The organism is Acanthopleuribacter pedis, from assembly GCF_017377855.1.
Lineage (GTDB): Bacteria > Acidobacteriota > Holophagae > Acanthopleuribacterales > Acanthopleuribacteraceae > Acanthopleuribacter > Acanthopleuribacter pedis.
Window position 1 is genome coordinate 115,336 of sequence record NZ_JAFREP010000027.1, and the last position, 17,180, is coordinate 132,515.

Here is a 17,180-nt window from a genome sequence, read left to right on the forward strand (position 1 = left end):
GAGCAACCAGGCCCATCGTGGAAAAGGCAGCAACAAAAAAACGATGTGAATCAAGAACACACGATTCTAGCACGCATGGAAAAAAGCGGGGTTGCAATGGTGCCAACATGCGGCATGGATGTTTTGAATGGGGGTGATTTGGCTTTGGCGTCGGGCGTTGCTTGGGTTTTCAGCCGTTTTACGGGGTTGCCGCCCTGTGCCAACCCTGCCCGGAACGCTCGGTGAAACGCCAACCTCGCCGACGCGCCTGCATTGCTTACCAAGGATTCTGCTACTAAGCCTTGTGGGAAATACGGGCCTGGCCCCCATCGATTCAGCGACCTTGAGCGAGGGTAATGACAGCGTGCAGCATCCGCGTTTTTTGGTAAATTGCATGCACAGCACGGCGCGGGTGGGCCATAATGGGCGCCGCCTTTCTTTTTGGCGTTCCTCGTTTGAACCGACGGGGGCACACCTCGTAAACAGGGAGACACATGCAATGAGTGGACAAAACCGGGACGAAATTCGAATAGGTTTGCGGGTGGCGATTGTGCTGAAAAAAGACCAGCGAAGCGGTCGGCTAACCCATGGCGTCGTAAAGGACATCCTCACCAAATCCCCGTTCCATCCCCACGGGATCAAGGTTCGTCTTAGCGACGGACAGGTAGGCCGCGTGAAAAGCGTGGAAGGCGATCCCGACTTCCAATTCGCGACCTAAGTCCTCACCACCCATTGGGTAACCTTTGTTTGATCTCGCCACAGGGAGCGTGCCATGAACCGAACCATTCGCCTGCGCGGTGTCGCCGAACACAACCTCCGCGACATCGACGTGGATATCCCCTTCCACGCCCTGACCGTGATTACCGGCGTCTCCGGTTCGGGAAAATCTTCGCTGGCCTTCGACACGCTTCTGCGCGAGGGTCAACGACGCTTTCTCATGCATCAATCGACCCATTTCCACAAGTTCATGGGCCGCATGAGTACCCCTGATGTGGGGTCGGTCGAAGGATTGCCCCCGGCCATCGCGGTCGCGCAATTCACGGCCCGCGGTGGTGCAGGCTCCACGGTGGGTACCTTAACCGAAATCTACGACAACCTGCGCCTGCTCTTCGCACGTTTGGGCGAGGCGCCGCCAAATAGCGACCAACCCCTAACCCGATCCTTGTTTTCTTTTAACACGCCCGTCGGCGCCTGTCCCGACTGCCGCGGCACCGGTCACCAAGACCGGGTTGACCCGCAACTGCTGATTGCCGATCCCGCCAAAACCCTGCGCCAAGGCGCTTTGGTTCCCACCCTGAAACGTGGCTATATCGTTTATTCTCAAGTTACCATGGCCGTCCTCGACCAGGTCTGCCGCGTCCATGATTTCGACGTGGACACCCCGTGGCAAGCACTCACCAAAGCACAGCAGGACGTGGTCTTTTACGGCTCGGAACGCATCAAGATCCCCTTTGGAAAGCATTCACTTGAGTCACGACTCAAATGGTCGGGCATTACCGCGAAACCGCGCGAGGAAGGGTACTACAAAGGCATCGTTCGGGTGATCAATGAGATTTTGACCCGAGATCGCAACCCCAATGCACTGCGTTTCGCCCGCTCCAAACCCTGTAACGCCTGCGGCGGAAGCCGCTTGTGTGAAGCAGCGCGCGGGGTGCGGGTCGCGGGTCGCACCATCGCCGATCTCAGCCGCCTTTCCATCAGCGCCTTGGGCGACTTTTTCAGAACCATCCGCGAGGAAGGCGGCGTCGCGGCACGAACCGCCGAGGACGCGCTGCGCCGCATCGATTGTTTGGAAGAATTAGGTCTTGGCTACTTACCCTTGGAACGGAACGCCGCCGGTTTGTCGGGTGGCGAATCCCAGCGCATCAAAACAGCCATTCAAGCCGCTCAGCCCCGCGAGGGCCTGCTCTATGTTCTGGACGAACCCGGCATGGGCCTGCACCAACAGGATCAAGCGAAACTCCTCAAGGTTCTGCTGCGGTTGCGTGACCAAGGCAACGCGGTGGTCGCGGTAAGTCACGAAGCACTGCTCATGCGCCATGCGGATTACCTGATCGATATGGGACCGGGGCCGGGTCAAGCAGGCGGTCGCTTGCTCTACCAAGGCCCGCCCGACCCGGATCTTCTGCCCGCCGAAAGCCCGACGGGCGTCTACCTGCGCGGCGAGTGCACGGTCCCCACCCCCAAGCGGCGTCAAGGCCGCGGTTTGCTTACCGTCAAAGGCGCCTCGGCACGCAATCTCAAGAACATCGACGTCTGGTTTCGAAAAGGCGCGCTCAACGCGGTCACCGGGGTTTCCGGCGCGGGCAAGTCCTCCCTGGTCCACGAAATACTGGCTAAAGCTCTGTGTGACAAATCCGACACAACCCTCGTTAAGTCAGAATCTTATCAAGCCATTGAAGGGGCGGATTTCGACAAGGTCATTGTGGTGGACCAATCCCCGATCGGCCGGAGCCCACGCAGTAACCCGGCAACCTATGTCAAATTCTTCGATCCCATTCGCATCTTGATGGCGGAGCAGGACGAGGCCAAGCGCCGGGGTTGGACCAAAAGTCGCTTCTCATTCAATCTCAAGGGCGGTGCCTGCGCGGAATGCAGCGGGTCGGGCGTCTATGAGATCGGCATGCATTTCTTGGAAAACGTCTCGGTGCCCTGCCCTAGCTGTGAGGGCCGCCGATTTAACGCCGAAACCCTGGAAGTCGCCTACAAGGGAAAAAACATCCGCCAAATCCTCGATCTCTCCGTCGACGAGGCACGCACCTTTTTCACGGACCAGAAAAAGATCGCCCCTCCCCTGCGCGCCATGGCCCAAATCGGCCTCGGTTACCTGACCCTCGGTCAAGCGGCGACCACGCTCTCCGGGGGCGAGGCCCAGCGTATCAAGCTGGCTTCCGAACTCGCGCGCCCTGCTGGAACACACACACTTTACCTCTTGGATGAACCAACCTCGGGTCTTCATCCCCACGACATTACGCGCCTGCTCGAGGCGCTGAACGGCCTGATTGAAAAGGGCCATACGATCATTCTGGTGGAACACCATCCCGACCTACTTCGCCGCGTGGATCATATCGTCGACCTCGGGCCGGGTAGCGGCGCCGAAGGGGGCCGGCTAACCGCCCAGGGAACCCCGGAAGAAATCGCCGACGAACAGGGCTCCCCCACCGCGCGGCTCCTCGCGCGGATGTTGCAGGGCAACCCGCTACCAGACATCAAAAAACAGCCCCCCCGTCCACCGGACACCAGCCTTCGGATTCGCGGTGCACGAACCCATAACTTAAAAAATGTGTCCCTGGACATCCCCCATGGGCAACTCACGGTGGTGACGGGGGTTTCCGGCAGTGGCAAATCATCACTTCTGTTCGATACCATCGCGGCGGAAGGTCGGCGGCGCTTCATCCAATCGCTCTCAAGCCAAACACGAGCGGTGTTAGCCCAAGGCGCCGACATCGAGGTCGACACCCTTACCGGACTGCCGCCAACCCTCGCGGTGGCCGGTCGCTCAAAATTCCAAACCCCGCGCACAACGGTTGCCACCATCACCGGCATCGATCCCTTGCTCAGGCTGCTTTGGAGCAGGGCCGGCGCCTACCCCGAGCCATCCGGCAGCGGCGAAAAAAAACCGATTCTCACCGCCTCCCTCTTCTCCGCCAACCGTCAGGAGGGCATGTGTCCCGACTGTAAGGGATTGGGTTTTCGCCGCGTGGCCGATCCTGAGAAGTTAATCACCGACCCGGCGCGGGCGCTCACCGACGGCGCCATGGCCGGCGAAAAAATCGGCCGGTTTTACGGTGATCCATCGGGGCGGCATGTCGCGATTCTCAAGGCGGTCGGTCAAGGTCACGGAATTGACTTTGAACAACCCTGGCAGCAATTGGACGATGCGGCACGTCGCATCGCCATGTGGGGAACAGGCCCGGAAATCCACCAGGTCACCTGGGCCTTCAAGCGAGGCACACGCACCGGCACCCACGATCTCGAAACCCCCTGGCAGGGCTTCGCGGCCTTGATTACAGAAGAATACGACCGCACCCACGGTGATCCCAAAGGCAAAGCCATGGCGCATTTGCTCCGCGATCAAACCTGCGTCCCGTGCAACGGCCGACGGCTGAACCCGACCGCCTGTCGCGTCCAAGTCGCGGGTGCCGCTTTACCGGAAATCGCCGCACAATCGGTTGACGCCTGTCGCCGCCGGTTTGAAGCAATGCGCGCCACGCTGGAGGGTGCCGCCGGTGAAGTCGCCGCGGCCACCATCCCCAAAATCATCGCCCGCCTGGACGCGCTTGCCGCGTTGGGTTTGGGTTACCTTTCTCTTGATCGCCGCGGCACCACCTTATCCGCGGGCGAAAGCCGTCGCGTCCGGCTGGCCGCGCTTCTTTACGGGGGTTTGAGCGGAATTACCACCATTTTGGACGAACCCACCTTGGGGCTTCATGCCTGTGACATCGCGAGTCTCTGCGAAAAATTAAAATTGCTGCGCGACAACGGAAACACCATTCTGGTGGCGGAACACCACCCCGACCTGATCAAGGCAGCCGATTATTTGATAGAACTCGGGCCGGGGCCGGGCGAAGCAGGCGGTGAACTGACCGCGTGCGGTCCTCGCGAGAAGGTACTGGCCGACAACAACTTCCTCACCGGCGCTTATTTGCGAAACCCATCCCAGATCGCCCTTCCCCGCCAGAGACGCCGCGGCGGCCCAGCGATCACCATTCGCGGCGCGCGCGCCAACAACCTGCGCGATGTTTCCCTTGATCTCCCAACCGGCAACCTCATCGCGCTCACCGGCGTCTCCGGCAGCGGGAAAAGCAGCTTGTTGTTGGACGTTTTGGCCGCCTCCGTCACCTCGGGACAGCCGCGTCACTGCGACGCCGTCAGCGGACACGATTCCTTCCGCCAAACCTTTTACTTCACGAGTGAACTCGGAACCATCGCCCGCACAAACTCAGTTATTGAAACCCTCGGCCTGTTCGAACTTTTACGGACCTTGCTTGCAAAAAGTGATGGAGCGCGCCGTTTGGGCCTAAAAAAGGCCCATTTCTCGCCACATGGCAAACAGGGCCGTTGCCCGCAATGCAAAGGCGAAGGCAGACAACGCATCGCCATGGATTTTTTGGAAGATGTCACCTACGACTGCGAGCCCTGTGGGGGTTCGGGATACCAACCCGAGGTCGCCGCTTTCCGCTACCGGGGAAAAAGCATCCCCGAAATGCTCGACTTAACGCTCGCGGCAGCCGCCGTTTGGTTCGCGGAAACCCCCTTGGGCGACGCGTTCAACGAACTGGCGCAAACCGGAATTGAATACCTGCGTTTAGGCCAAAAAACCGCGGCCCTTTCGGGCGGCGAACGCAACCGACTCCACCTCGCCGGCGCATTACGGCAAACGGAAGCACCCAGCTTGTTCCTGCTCGACGAACCGGGCGCGGGCCTTCATTTCCGCGATCTGCAACGGTTGCGCACCCTCTTCGACCAACTGCTGGACGCGGGTCATACGCTTGTGATCAGCGAACATCGTCCCCACCTGATCAAATTGGCGGACCACATCATCGAGCTCGGACCGGGCGCGGGCGAGGCGGGCGGACAGGTTATTTTTAGCGGGACACCGGAACAGATCGCGGCAAAACCCGATTCTAAAACAGGCGCCGCGCTCAAACCCTATCTATAAAAATCAAGGGGCTGGGAGCGGCCCAAGCGCTTAATGGGTCAGCACGCGAGGTTTTATCTTAGCCGCCGGCTCGGCGTTTCCCACCGCTTCTTTTTTGAGGCCCAGGCGTTGCTCCACCCGTTTAATCAGGGTGGGCACATCCAAACCGGCCATGGCAAGGGCTTCGACCCGTTGGCCGTGGTCGATAAACACATCGCCGATGCCGAACATTTCGATTTTACCCGCGTCCAATTGGTTTTGGTTGGCATGTTCCAAAACGGCCGCGCCAAACCCACCCGCGAGATTGTGGTCCTCAAGAGTGAACACCACGGGCTGACGGGCACATTCACGCGCGATCATCTTGGCATCCAAGGGTTTGGCAAAACGCGCGTTGATCACCGCCAGTTCAATACCGTAACGGCTGTAAATTTCACCGGCCACATCCAGCGCCATGTAAACCATGGTGCCGTAAGCCAGCAAGCAGCCGTGGTTGCCGTCGCGGAGTTGTTCGGATTCGCCGACTTTAAAAGGAAGGCGCGGCAACTCGGCGGATTCCATCGGGGTGCGCGTCCGTGGGAACCGAATCGCGGTAGGGCCGGGGTGATTGACGGCAAGACGCATCATCTGGCGTAACTCGCCGCCGTCGCGCGGCGCCATCACGGTCATGTTGGGGAACATGCGACAGTAGGTGATGTCGAAGACCCCGTTGTGGGTGGCTCCGTCGGGCCCTACCAAACCGGCACGGTCCAAACACATCACCACCGGGGTGTTGATCAAGGCCAGTTCTTGAAAAATTTGATCGACGGAACGCTGCATGAAGGTGGAATACACGGCACAAATCGGTTTTTGGCCCGCGAGCGCCAAACCCTGGGCCATGCCCACCGCGTGCTGTTCTGCCATGCCCACGTCGTACACGCGGTCGGGAAATTTGTCCCGGAACTTCACCAATCCGGTCCCTTCCAGCATGGCGGCGGTAATGGCCACCACGTCCTTGTCTTCCTCGGCCAAACGCATCATTTCATCGACAAAAACGTCGGTGTAGGCGGGACCGCCTTGCGCGCTGAACTCGGCAGGCAAGTGCGCGGTGATGGATTTACAGGGTTTGCCGGCATGGTAGGCCAAGCGATCTTGTTTGTAGGAATAACCCTTGCCCTTGGTGGTAATGCAGTGCAACACGACCGGACGGCGGAAGGATTTACAATCCTCAAGCGCTTCCAAAAGCGTGGGAAAATCGTGCCCGTCGATGGGGCCGTAATAAAAGTAACCCAGCGCTTCGAACAAAAAGCCGGGCGCAATCACCGGAACCAAACCGTGAATGCTCGACTTCAAACGGTCGGCCACGTCGTAGGTGAACTTGCCGAAAAACGGCGAGGCGCTTTCCATCATTTTGGTCAAACGTTTGAAGTTGCCCTTGGCGGCGCGGTAAATGGTGCCGGAACGGACTTTAGAAAAATACTTCATGAAGGCGCCCACCGAGGGGCCGATGCCGTGTTCATTATCATTTAGCACAATAATCAAAGGTAGGTCGTCAAAGACACCGGCGTAGTTGAGTGCTTCCAGCGCCGAACCCTCTTGCAAACCGGCGTCGCCCAACATGGCTACCACCTTGCGGTCCGCCTGCTCGCCGCGATTGCGCAAGGCCATCGCCATCCCCACCGCGGTGTTGAGGCTGGTACCGCCGTGACCTGTTTTAACGCGGTCATAGGGCGATTCATGGGGATCGGGAAACCCGCTCAAGCCACCTTTCTGACGAATGGTACCCATCTGGTCGCGGCGACCGGTCAGAATTTTGTGAGGGTAACACTGGTGGCCCACATCGAAGATGAGGTGGTCTTGTTGCTTAAATTCAAAGAGGTAATGCAAAGCAATGGTCAGTTCAACCACGCCCATTCCCGAGCCAATATGGCCGCCGGTGGTGTTGGTGAAGTCCTTGATAAAAGCCCGAAGCTCTTCGGCAAGTTGCGGTAACTGCTCGCGAGGCAGTAATTTAAGGTCTTCTGGGCTGTTGATCCGGTCAAGGAGATCACTCATGTTTTCCTACACCTACAAGCGAAATTTCGCCAAATCTGAATATTATTACCACTTGTTCGCCCATGCCGCAACTTTCCAAACACGCTACCAAGTATCAACCTTGATGCGGTCCGTTGCAACGATCCAGCGCGGCCCACGTAAAAACGCGAAGACACGGGGGTGAACCAAACCCTCTCACAAGATTAAACAGCGTCGAAAAACTTTCAAGTAGAAGGAGCACCATGAACGACTGGGAACGCATTCCCATGGGTTACACCGCCAAGCAGCAGCCCGCGACAGCGGATCTGTTAAACACGGGCGAATGGCGCTTTCCAAACGTGCCGGCAACCTTGAGCAGCTGCGTGGTCGACAGCTTCTGCGATTACGTTTCAGCCTGGAACCACAACGGTTTCTGGCTGTTTGACCATCCCCAAATTCTTTTGAAAACGGCGGCCCATTTCGGGGTGGACACCACCGACATGCGGCTGTTCTACGCCGAGGCCTACCCCCGCCAATACAGCGCGGCCGGGGAGGATCTCGGCGCGGTACGCCCGGATCCCGGTTTGCCCACGGCCGTCCAGGAACCGACCCACAAAACCCTGCTTGGCTTCGAGCCTGTGACCTTCTACGCCGGAACCCTGCCGGAATGCGCTTATTTAAGTTGTAACGGCCTTTACAAAGATTTTCCCAACCTCAACCAACACCTGCTGTTTCCTGACCTGGATACACCGCGCGTCCACCTCCAAAACGGTGACTTTAGCCATTGCGAACCCGGCCCGGTGCGCCTTATCGCCCTATACGAGGTGCCTTGGCCGGATCAATCGGCCGAATCAGATTGAATCGCGGGCAAAGGCCCCCGCCGACTGTCGTTGAGCGACCAGTCATAAGGCAGGTAGGTGATGGGGGCCTCGACGACGGTACCACGCGGCCCCCGCGCTTGCAGCAGGTTGCGCAAGCCTTGTTCGCCGCCGAAATCGGCCAGGTACCATTTAAAAATCGAGGACAGGCGCCATACCTTCTCCTCGGGGTCGTAGTGGTTGTAGCGCTCGTTGTTAATGAAGGCGGTTTCGGCCTCGCTCAATTGCGCTTCCAATCGGTCGGGTACGTAGGCCTCGGCGCGCAACGGCGGGCAGGAACGCGCGGCGCAATTTAAGGCGAAATGGACGCGGGCGTCCAGCGGCTGGATGAGGGTGGTTTCGAGCCCGTGCAAGGAAACCTTCCGGCCCGCAAGGAGATAAGCCCGCTCGCGGAAAAATTGCCGCAAGGGACCGGCATCCTCAACCGACTGAATCGGCCGGTGCTGCAGCACACCTTGGATCACAAATGCATTGTAGGCGTTGATCAAAAAGGCCAGCCGCGCGGCCTCGTCGGGAAATTGGGCAGGCGTGGCCCGCGCCACTTCCGCCAAATATGCATTGAGATGTTGTCGGGCCGGACCCGCCGCCCGCTGATAATCCACCAAGCCCCCGTCGGTCACCACTTCTTTGAGGAAAACGTCCCACAAACGCGGGTCCGGTTTCAAAAAGGGTCGCTCATCGACATGCATCACCGCGGCGACACCGTTTAAACCGGCAAACCATCGCCAAGCGCCGATTGCAGCGACGATCAACACCATTCCCAAAACCAAAGCCGTTCCGATTTTTGCCGCCACCAAAGCCTCAATGTACCTTTTTCTTGTGCCCGAACCGGGCTCTTACGCCCAAATCACCGCGATTCATCGCGCTTCTTAGGTTAAACACCGACTGTGCCGATTTTCTTCTCGTGAAACAACAGTGGCCGCGGGATCGCTTAACCAGACAACACCCGACCGGGATAACAGCGCTGCTCCAAGGCTTGGAGTGAGGGAAATCGCGCCAGATCGGGTCCCTTCAACGAGGCTTCGCCCAGGATCAAATGGGCGTTGGAGGCCTCGTGTAGGGTACGGGCCAGCATCACCAGGGCGGTGCGGGCGTCGCGGACATCGGGAAACAAACGTTTGGCCGCTGCATCATCGGGTTCGAGCCGGATCACGCGCGCCACGGCCGAGGTGTCCTCAAGGTCGCCGAAAACCAAGTCGAGAACCAGGCCGTGACCCGCGACCAAAGCAAGGGTTAACCCGTTGATTCGCTGAAAGGGAAAGGTCCGCACCTGTTGACCGGGGATCAGCAGCAAAATGCCTTCTTTGTTTAATCCCTGCACCGCGGCCCGGAACAAGGTGGGTTGGGGTCTCGCCGGGGCGCCCGCGGGCACGGCTTGCGGGGACGGCGCGACTTTGGGGACGGGACCGGTGGGCTGGGTCGGGACAGCCGGGTGATCACCCGAAGCCGACGGGGGCCGGCCGGGGTCGACCTCGGGCACCAGGGCTACCGCGTGCGCCTTGTTTTGCCAATGATCTTGGGCCGGATCCAATTCCTCAGCCCAGGTATCGCGGTCAAAAACCATCGGTTGTTGGTACTCCGATAGATCAAGCGGCTTGCGCACATTGGGATCGGGCGCATAAACGGTATCCGGCGCATCGCGCCAAAACGCGAGCGAGGTGGCCAAAGTTTCCCGGCTCTCCCCATCCAAATCCCCGTTGTTTTCCAACGGTTCGGCGATTGCCAAGGCGCGCGCATGACTCCAATCCGCGGCAAGTAAGGCCAACTGCAGACGTTGTTGCGGGCTGTACTCGAAGAGAATCGCTTTTTGCTGATCCAGCACCTCGGCCGCGGCATCATAATCGCCGATTTCCATCAGCGTTCCGGCGAGGTAACAACACAGGTCAAAAGGAAAACGCAGATGGGGGACCAGGTCGCGGCAGGTACGGTACACAATCAACGCCGTGCCGATATCCTCGTGTTGCAGGGAATGCTCGAACATCCAAGGCGCGGCGGCGGCGAGGTGAACAGGATCCTTGGTCTCGCGGGCGCGGGTCCAATAACGGCGACGCAGATCCTCCATTTCGGGATAATCCTTTATACCGCGCGCCAAAATGTCGAGGGCGTCGCCTTTTCCGTCGGCGTCGGCCTGTCGCACCGCGTTGACGGGGTTGTTTTCGGGAAGATCCAAATCGAGGCCCTTGGGATCGATGCGCACATCCCAACCGGTGATTTTTAAAAGGGCGGCGATGGCAAACCCAAAGGCAAAACCCCAAACATACAGCCAGACCGCGCCGCTCCCGTAACCGCGGTCAAAGTAAGCCATCCATCCGAAAAAGAAAGCCAGCACGGTGATGAAGAGATAGGCAGGGACCTTGAAGGTCCCCGAGCCAAAGCGGGTCGCGTAAAAAAAGGTAAAGCGAACGTCGTAGAATTTAAACAAAAACGCGCCGGTCACCGCGGCAACAACGCCACCGGCACCTACCACCGTGTGGTACGGGTTGCGGTGGAGACCCAAAAGCATCACGCCGGTAAACACGGCGGCGGTCGCCAGGAAGGCACCGTAAAAGGGACGCCCGAAACGATCCTCTACTAAGGGGCCGGTGAAGTAAAACATGACGAGGTGTCCGATTAACACCAGAATGTTGGTGTGGATAAAAACATAGGTGAGCAAACCAAAAGCGGAGAAACCGCGTTGGCCGATGCCGTAGCGAAACGCGGGATAATGGCGCAAAAATTGATCGACCCGAACCGCAAACTTTCGCGAGGCGGTTTCAACTTGTTGACGACTCACCTCGGGTATGGCTATTTCGGGCAGGGTCGCCCCACCGTAATACGAAACCTTGGCCTCGACTTTTTTCCGTGCCTCGGGCGAAAGGGAATCCAGATAATCCTGAACATCGTAATAATGCACCGTTTCAAAAAAGAGGCGGTCCTCCAAGACGGCCTCATGGTAGGGGCTGATCTGGATGTAACGATGCTCGCGGTACGTGTCCACCAAATCGAGGTAATCAGCGTGTAACGCCTCTTGCGAGCCGCCGAGATTGGACAAAAACTGCAAAACGACCCAAACGACCATCAGGCTAAACGAGACAATCGGAACCCGGCGCAAAATGGATTGGTCAATACCAACAGGAATCAAGGTTTTGGCTCCAAGAGAAGGGTTGTTCCAAGCGTACACGAAAACAGCCTGGGGCGGCGACCCCATCGCGCGGGCGGCCACCTTCCAATCAGGCGAAATCCGAAGGAAGAAGCGCCTGAAAATCACCGTTAGGTGCAGCACACAAGCAAAGGATCCGGCACAGCCAAGGAGACGAACGAACATTGATTATTTCTATATGTGACGCGGCCATCTCGAAGCCGTGTTTCGAAGTGACGGGAATATCCGCGGCGGATATTCCCAAGCCCAACCGACGGTTGGGCGGGAGAAGCAACCTCAGCGCATCCTCAAAATCAAAATATCCTGAGAAAAAACGAATACAACACTACCCCCCAACCGGCACACCAACGCACCCAACCATCCTAGCCCAGGATTTGCTCGGTCGTTTTCACGATGCAGAACTCCTCATGGAGCGAGGCAAGGTGAACGTTGTGAAGGGTTTCCGCGGGTATGTAAACGCCGCGATGGTCGGTTTTGTCAAAGGTTGCGGTGGCGTCCGAAACAAGCTCGACGGAGAAACCGAGGTTGGCCGCCATGCGGGTGGTGGTTGAAACACAATGGTCCGTGGTCAAACCAACGATCACCAACCGGGTGATGCCCGCCTCCTTCAAGCGCGCTTCCAAATCAGTGCCGATAAAGCCGCTGTTCACGGTTTTTTCAAACACCGGCTCGCCCGGCAGGGGAGCAACAGCGGGCAGGAAGGCATTGCCGGGTTTGTCCGGGTGCAGGGGTGATTTAGGTGATAACGAATTGTGTTTGACGTGGAATACGGGCCAACCTTGTTCGCGCCAATGGGCCAAAATACGCTGCATGTTGGCCTCCGCATCGGGATTGTTGCGCGGCCCCCAAAAAGGTTCCTCAAATCCCTGCTGCACATCAATCAAAACCAAAGCACGACGATCCATGTTTGCGCTCCTTTCAAAGATCACCCCGCGCGGCGGCGGGTATTATTGCACCAACGGGCTATCGTTGGGTTCGGGTTCAGCCACGCCGGTTTCGTCGAATTCCCGCAACGCCTGTTCCAAGTTGCGCGCCAAACGGTGTTGCGCGCCGTAGGTTTCCCGGCTCAAATCGAAGGCACACTGAAGGAAGTAGTCGGCGCGCGCGTGTTCGCCCTCGCGGCGTAGTTTCTCGGCCACGCGCGCAAAGGTATGAACCAAGTATTCGTCCGAACCGGCCTGAATTTGCTCCTCCAACGCCCATTTCAACAAAACCTCTTCGTGGGACCATTTCTCCAATTCTTGGTAATGGCTGATCAAGGCGTACAAGATGCGGGAAACCCGTTCGGGGTCTCGCTGATCCTGGTTGTGAAACACGGCCAAAGCCCGCCACAGCATGGGTTCGGCCAAGTCGTGGCGCCCCTGTCCGTCATAAACTTCGGCTAAATCTTGCAAGACCTGCCCGTCCATGAGGGCGGCGATTTGGTCGTCCTCGGCCTCGGTCAATGATCGGGCTTCCAGCAGCAAACACTCCGCCTTGTCAAAGTGACGGCGCCGGGCATGAATACCCGCCAGAACCCGCAAACTCTCGGCGACATCGCGCGCTTCCCCCTGTTCGCGCCGTAAGGCCAGGGCTTCTGTGATGATGGATTCCGCCTGATTTTCAGCACCCAGGTTGAGGCACACCGAACCAACCGTATGCATCACCGCCGCTTGAACCGCCGGATTATCGGGATAAAACTCCTGAATCCGACGCATGGCGCGGTCGGTAATCAGATTGGCGGGGATTTCGCCGGCCGGCCCGCCCACTTGGGGTACCGCAAACAGATCGGAAAAAAACTCACCGACAAAATGCGCCTTGGCGCGTTGCATTTCGGCCGCGCGCCGTTGCGCCAAGGTTTCGCGATGCTGCACCAAGGCGGTCACCACAAACAGCAGCACCATCACCACCATAATAAAGGTGGTCATCATCGCGAATTGGTGTCGCTCCCAAAATCGCTGCATCAGGTACAGCGGGCTGTGCCCGCGTGCCAGCACGGGGTGCCCGCTTAGGTAATTGACAATATCCAGCGAAAACTGTTCGGCCGAGGCGTAACGCAAATCGGGATCTTTGGTAATCGCCTTCATAATCATATTGTCGAGATCGCCGCGCAACTGGCGTTCCATGCGACGCGGATCGGTCCGGCGCTTCTCGCTGATGGATTCCGGCGTCAGCACCACCGTCCCGCGAGCGCGTTCAATTTGGAAACGCTCCCAAAAAACGACGCTGGGCCGCGGCGGGTAATCATCGCAAACCACACGCTGAACGTCTTCCTCCGTGCGGTTGCCGAAGCGGTGGGCGCGGTGCCCGCTCAAGAGTTCGTAGAGCAACAAGCCAAGGGCGTAAATATCGCTTTCCGTGGTCACGATTTCGCCGCGCACCTGTTCCGGGCTGGCGTATTCCGGCGTCATCGGGCGCACGCCGCTTTCGGTGAGGGTCACCGGCTCGTGACTGCCCGGCCGCAGAATTTTGGCTATGCCGAAATCGAGTAACTTGGGTTCACCCGCCGCGGTCACCAAAATGTTTCCCGGCTTTAAGTCGCGGTGGACCACCAGGTTTTGGTGCGCGAAATGGACCGCCGAACACACCTTGCGGAACAAACGCAAACGCGCGGCAATGGTCAGTTTTTGAAAATCGCAATAATCGTGGATGGGCACCCCGTCGACGTATTCCATCACGAAATAAGGCAAGCCGTCGTCGGTGGCACCGCCGTCCAACAAGGTGGCGATGTTGGGATGGCTCAGATTGGCCATGATTTGGCGTTCGTTGTTAAAGCGGGAAATCAAATCTTGGGTCGCCATGGCGTAGGGCAAAATTTTGAGGGCGACCTCTTGCTCAAACTCTTCGTCTTTGCGGGTCGCCATATAAACCGCGCCCATCCCACCGCGACCGATCTCGTGAATCACGCGATAAGGGCCGACCACGTCGTTGGCTTTTAAGCCGGTCGAGGGAACTTGTTCGGGATCCGCCATGGGCGATGCTTCGATAAATTCCGCGTCGGCCGCCTCGCCGTGGGAAGTAAGCAATTTGTCGACCTTCTCGCGAACCTCGGCGCAGCGCTCCGCCACCTTGGCCAGGTACATCGCGCGGGCTTCGCGGTCTAGATCCAGGCAAAACCCGAAAATATCCAGCGCGCGCTTCTCCTTGGACCCGGTCAGTTCGGTAGGGTCCAAGGTCGCCAGGATTTCCTCAATCTCTTCACGTAAATCGGGCTGCTTGCGGCAAACCTTATCGAGAAATGCGTCGCGTGCCTCTCCCGATAAATCGAGGGCGGCAATAAAAATGTGCTGAAACTGATCTTCACCGGAGGCGGTGTCCATAAACCCTCAACGCACAATCCCCGCGGGTCCTCTTCCCCGTTGCCGAAATTTCACGGAAAGCCCTGGTGAACCAACGGATGAAACCCAGTCAAAAGCTTTTTTGTAATGCTGCATTGTAGCGCACATCGGCCGTCGCCCAAAAAAATGCTTGGCCCGCATTGCTCAATCGGGTTGTCCCGTGGCAGAAACCTGGGTTAGCCCGCATTTCTCACAAGGAATTCTGCTACGGGGCTAGCCATGCGATTACGAGGGGGCGGCCTTCCGCCTTACTTGGTCGAGCCGCCTTCGCCTCAGCTGCTACACCTGTGCCGGCTCTCGGTCGTAAGCTTCGTACTCACAATGCTTTCTGCTTTTCGCGACGAATCCTTGTGAGAACCGCGGGCTAGCAATGCGGGTGCGCGCCACGCGAAGGGGCTGGTTGGCAAAGCCGCGTTAGTCCTGGTTTTCGGGTTGGTGCTCGGCCATGAAGCGATCATATCGGGCCAACAAAGCGGGAAACAAATTCTTGTGGTAACACACATTATCACCAACGGTGTTTTGCACCATCAGACCTTCGATGTTGCCTTGATCCATACACCAACGCATGACGCGGTCCCCGGGGAGCGCGATGTGATCAGGACGCAAACGCTCGTCCTGTTCGTCGGCGTAAAACACCACATAACTGCCCTCTTCCCCGTTAAACACGGGCAGGCGCACGGCGTCGGGATCTTGGGGTTCTTCCCCTTCAATCTGAACCGGGTTGGTGTACAAGGGCAAGGCAACCAAAACGCGGAACAGCCGCGCCACTTCTTCCTCGCGCTGATGGCGGCTGACCTCGCGGATCAGGTCGTTAATCTGGGCCGGGGTGATGGCTTGGGTCTCCCCTTGCGGCGCGGCATCGGCCTCGGTCAAAGCGTTTAGTTCGGACAGGTAGCGGCGCGCCATACGGCCCATGGGTGAATCCGCGCCTTTCAACTCAAGCACGGCCCGGAAACATTCAATCGCCTCGTCGTGATCGTCAATTTTCACCAGAGAAACGCCCATGCCCAGCAGCGCTTCGGGCCACGGGCCGTCAGCCACCTCCAAGGCCTCGCGATAATCATCGACCGCCGCCACAAAATCTTGGGCCTCGGCCATCATTACCGCGCGGTTGAAATACACCGAGGCGGCGCGCGGTTGCAATTCAAGCGCCTGCTCGTAGGCGGTTTGTGCGCGATCAAACTCACCGAGTCGGCCGTAAATCACACCGAGCCGGTTCCAACTTTCGACGTTCTCGCCCGCAAGGGGCCAGGCCTGCTCGGCGTCGGCCTCTGCCTGACCCACGTCTTTGATTTCCAGAAAAGCCAAGGCACGTAAAATCAAAATCGCGGCCCGATCCGGCGCGGTTTCCATGGAGCGGGTAAAGTTGTAAATCGCCTGGTGGTGTTTCTCGTTCGCAAGTTGCAATTGCCCCAACTGCGCAAAAACGCGCCAGTCGCGGGGATACTTGGAGGCCGCTTCTTGGAAAAAGGCAACAGCCTCATCCAAACGTCCTTCTTCCATTAGCTTAAAGCCCGGGAGAAGCGGATCGGTTTGGGTCGTTTCGGCATGGCCCTCTTGGGATTCAGTCATAATACGGCCTCCAACTTTTATATAAGGAATAGGGTTCAGCACATCGCGGGCGCCGGTACAGCAACGCGCCCGGGGCAAAAGCAACATCCCGTGCACAAACCATAGGCACCATATCAGGTCGTACCGACGCTGACAAGCATGGGCAGCGCGGCAATCCCCAACCAACGCGCAAGATTCCCCACCCGACTCAGTGCGGCATTGGCAAACCCGCAAGAATCGCGGAACGCGTGACGCAACGCAGCAATAACGTGGCGATTCGCCCGTGATCCATCCGCAACCCATTCCGTCGCTGTTTGGGTGATCCGAGTGCGATAAACGGCCTTAATTCGTCACCTTACAACGCTTCATCGCTATCGTGCCCATCAAAAGCAGTTGTTTGGTGCGCCTGCTTTTTCGTGAAGAAACGGTGAGATCAAAAAAACCCATCGCGCTTGGTATCCCCCTTGCTCCATGATAGGTGCGGGTTGTCCGCAAACCCGCAATTCTCACAAGGCGTTCTGCTGCGAAGCCTGAAACCCATGCGATTACGAGGGGGCGGCCATCCGCATTACTCAGTCGAGCAATACTCGACGTAGCGGTGCTACGCCGAAGGGTCGGCCCCGCTCCGTTTGCTCTCAGTCGTAATCCTCGTACTCACAAGGCTTTCATGCTTCTCGCGACGAATC

The 17,180-nt window shown here is 58.3% G+C and carries 9 protein-coding genes; 3 read left to right on the forward strand and 6 right to left on the reverse strand.

The window, feature by feature from the left end; translation table 11 throughout:
- The first annotated feature begins 478 nt into the window (after nt 1-478).
- Complete coding sequence (locus tag J3U88_RS25110; protein WP_207861753.1) at nt 479-697, forward strand: YwbE family protein; 219 nt, start codon at nt 479-481, stop codon at nt 695-697.
- A 54-nt stretch (nt 698-751) separates the two neighbouring features.
- Complete coding sequence (locus J3U88_RS25115; RefSeq protein ID WP_207861754.1) at nt 752-5,641, forward strand: ATP-binding cassette domain-containing protein; 4,890 nt, start codon at nt 752-754, stop codon at nt 5,639-5,641.
- Nucleotides 5,642-5,671: 30 nt separating this feature from the next.
- Here J3U88_RS25115 and dxs read toward each other — a convergent pair whose 3' ends face one another.
- Nucleotides 5,672-7,651 carry a 1-deoxy-D-xylulose-5-phosphate synthase gene (dxs, locus tag J3U88_RS25120; protein WP_207861755.1) on the reverse strand — a complete coding sequence of 660 codons (1,980 nt, stop codon included), beginning with the start codon at nt 7,649-7,651 and terminating at the stop codon, nt 5,672-5,674.
- A gap of 221 nt (nt 7,652-7,872) precedes the next feature.
- Here dxs and J3U88_RS25125 point away from each other — a divergent pair, with 221 nt between their 5' ends.
- Complete coding sequence (locus tag J3U88_RS25125) at nt 7,873-8,469, forward strand: hypothetical protein (RefSeq protein WP_207861756.1); 597 nt, start codon at nt 7,873-7,875, stop codon at nt 8,467-8,469.
- On the opposite strand, the gene J3U88_RS25130 is transcribed toward J3U88_RS25125, so the two are convergent.
- From J3U88_RS25130 to J3U88_RS25150, 5 genes are all read right to left on the reverse strand, one after another.
- Nucleotides 8,448-9,281 (reverse strand): DUF547 domain-containing protein, encoded by an 834-nt coding sequence (locus J3U88_RS25130; protein ID WP_207861757.1) that lies wholly within the window; start codon nt 9,279-9,281, stop codon nt 8,448-8,450. The genes J3U88_RS25125 and J3U88_RS25130 overlap by 22 nt on opposite strands.
- Before the next feature lie 137 nt (nt 9,282-9,418).
- Nucleotides 9,419-11,608 (reverse strand): rhomboid family intramembrane serine protease, encoded by a 2,190-nt coding sequence (locus tag J3U88_RS25135; RefSeq protein ID WP_207861758.1) that lies wholly within the window; start codon nt 11,606-11,608, stop codon nt 9,419-9,421.
- A 380-nt stretch (nt 11,609-11,988) separates the two neighbouring features.
- The gene (locus J3U88_RS25140; RefSeq protein ID WP_207861759.1) at nt 11,989-12,531 is read right to left on the reverse strand and encodes a cysteine hydrolase family protein; all 543 of its coding nucleotides are present in this window, start codon (nt 12,529-12,531) and stop codon (nt 11,989-11,991) included.
- Between the two features lie 42 nt (nt 12,532-12,573).
- Nucleotides 12,574-14,925, reverse strand: coding sequence for a serine/threonine-protein kinase (locus tag J3U88_RS25145; protein WP_207861760.1), 2,352 nt, complete (start codon nt 14,923-14,925; stop codon nt 12,574-12,576).
- 432 nt (nt 14,926-15,357) lie between these two features.
- Complete coding sequence (locus tag J3U88_RS25150) at nt 15,358-16,515, reverse strand: tetratricopeptide repeat protein (RefSeq protein WP_207861761.1); 1,158 nt, start codon at nt 16,513-16,515, stop codon at nt 15,358-15,360.
- Between the last annotated feature and the right edge of the window lie 665 nt (nt 16,516-17,180).

Excerpts from the sequence above, each read along its gene's own strand:
- dxs (WP_207861755.1), bottom strand. The coding sequence starts at position 7,651 with ATGAGTGATCTCCTTGACCGGATCAACAGCCCAGAAGACCTTAAATTA.
- J3U88_RS25125 (WP_207861756.1), top strand. The coding sequence starts at position 7,873 with ATGAACGACTGGGAACGCATTCCCATGGGTTACACCGCCAAGCAGCAG.
- J3U88_RS25110 (WP_207861753.1), top strand. The coding sequence starts at position 479 with ATGAGTGGACAAAACCGGGACGAAATTCGAATAGGTTTGCGGGTGGCG.
- J3U88_RS25140 (WP_207861759.1), bottom strand. The coding sequence starts at position 12,531 with ATGGATCGTCGTGCTTTGGTTTTGATTGATGTGCAGCAGGGATTTGAG.
- J3U88_RS25115 (WP_207861754.1), top strand. The coding sequence starts at position 752 with ATGAACCGAACCATTCGCCTGCGCGGTGTCGCCGAACACAACCTCCGC.
- J3U88_RS25145 (WP_207861760.1), bottom strand. The coding sequence starts at position 14,925 with ATGGACACCGCCTCCGGTGAAGATCAGTTTCAGCACATTTTTATTGCC.
- J3U88_RS25150 (WP_207861761.1), bottom strand. The coding sequence starts at position 16,515 with ATGACTGAATCCCAAGAGGGCCATGCCGAAACGACCCAAACCGATCCG.